Raw genomic sequence first — 1,609 nt, forward strand, 5'->3', positions numbered from 1 at the left:
CTCGGCTTACGCTCCGGCGGTGCAGCTGATTCCAGAGCCTGCCTAACCGTCCTGCGGTGCACCCCGTGCCGGGCCGCCAGCGCACGAACCGACAAGCCCTCGACCCGGGCATCGCGTCGGATCCGCGCGAACAACTCCACCCTCGACTCCATCCAGACCAGCCTTCCGCCGCATCCATCCACTGATGAATCCAACGTTGAAGGCGGGGCCACACATAACCGTCGCAACTGCCCGGCGAGTCACAAAGTGGGGCCAGAAATAACCGTCCTACCGGGGCCATCCAAACCTGTCACAGTCATCATTCAAGGAAGCCAAAGAACTTGCCCAGTGGATCACCAAGATCCGGAAGGGCTGGGAGAACGTGCGCATCGAGTACGTCGACTCAGTGGGCGTCTCCGAAGAACCACAAATCGGCGACACCCTGCAGGTCAACACCTACGTTGCCCTCCACGACCTCACTCCCGAGGACGTGGCAGTGGAAATAGCGTACGGGCGGGCGGGGCAGGGCGAGACGCTCGAAGACGTGGAACTCCTGGAACTGTGCGAAACGGAGGACCTCGGGAACGGCCGGCACCTGTTCACGGGATCCATCCTCATCAACCGCTCCGGCTCCTTCGGCTACACCGTCCGGGTCCTCCCCAAACACCCTGCACTGGCATCCAAAGCCGAACTCGGCCTCATCGTCAACGCCTAACAGACTGCCACCCCCGCCGACGGAGGGATGAACCCGGCGGGGGTGGCTCCCAACCCGGCAATGCCGGGAACCAGCATGCCCGGCTTCCGGGCGGTCAGTACAAGGGGGAGGACCATCATGACAGACAAGGCAGAGGACCCGGGCACTGAAGTGCAAGTCCGCTTCGACTCCCGTGCGCAGCCCCTTGCCATCCGCCATGGCGACTCCATCTGGATGATCGACCCGGGCTCGGCGACAAACCTTTCGGAGGAGCGGAGTGAACCGCCGGGCAACAGTAAAGCGGTACCGGAGGGCTGGCGTGTCCAAGCACGCAACAGTACAACATCCGAACTTCGAACCATGGATCTTCTCCCCGATCCCGGATCGGACTCATGGCACCTCACCATCACTGGCGACGGGTAGACGAGGGACTCTGGCCAGTATTCGCGTCCCGACCATGTTGCCTTGATTATCAGACAACGGATTTTTGGGTGCTCAGCCAATTACAACTGATTGCCCACGGCATGAAGGTCGTCCCCGAGCCGCAGAAGCTGGCCCGTTGTTCACTGTGTTAATGCGTTTTCTAGGAGGTCTTTGTGGAAATCACGGTTAGCGGCGGGCAAACGACAGGGCAGCGGGTCCTTGATTTCCTCGAATCGGTTCCGGGGCTTCACCGCGACGGTCCCATGTGGAGGGACTTCGGCAGGCGGTTCGAGAAACACTTCCCCGAGCTGGAGCGGCTCTTCCGTTCACTCTACGGAGAGCGGGAGGACTGGACAGAGCACCTCGCGTCTCTGGTCGCCGCCTGCGCCTTGTCTTGGCAGGACCGGCCCGCGGACCTGAAGGACCTCGATGCCCGGCGGGAGGCGGATCCGGACTGGTTCCAGGCGCAAGGGATGCTGGGCGGAGTCTGCTATGTGGACCGCTATGCCGGAA

Annotated in this window: 2 protein-coding genes and 1 pseudogene; all 3 read left to right on the forward strand. The window is 62.4% G+C overall.

The window, feature by feature from the left end; all coding sequences use genetic code 11:
* Positions 1-361 precede the first annotated feature (361 nt).
* Positions 362-694: a hypothetical protein gene (locus E1809_RS26390; RefSeq protein ID WP_205754350.1), complete on the forward strand. Its 333-nt coding sequence runs from the start codon at positions 362-364 to the stop codon at positions 692-694.
* Between the two features lie 117 nt (positions 695-811).
* Positions 812-1,096: a hypothetical protein gene (locus tag E1809_RS26395; protein WP_133207166.1), complete on the forward strand. Its 285-nt coding sequence runs from the start codon at positions 812-814 to the stop codon at positions 1,094-1,096.
* A 173-nt stretch (positions 1,097-1,269) separates the two neighbouring features.
* Positions 1,270-1,609, forward strand: a pseudogene (locus E1809_RS26400) (amylosucrase); the annotation flags it as partial.

This window comes from Arthrobacter terricola, from assembly GCF_004354015.1.
In the GTDB taxonomy this organism is placed as follows: domain Bacteria; phylum Actinomycetota; class Actinomycetes; order Actinomycetales; family Micrococcaceae; genus Arthrobacter; species Arthrobacter terricola.

Coding starts and splice junctions, on each gene's coding strand:
- E1809_RS26395 (WP_133207166.1), top strand. CDS start 812: ATGACAGACAAGGCAGAGGACCCGGGCACTGAAGTGCAAGTCCGCTTC.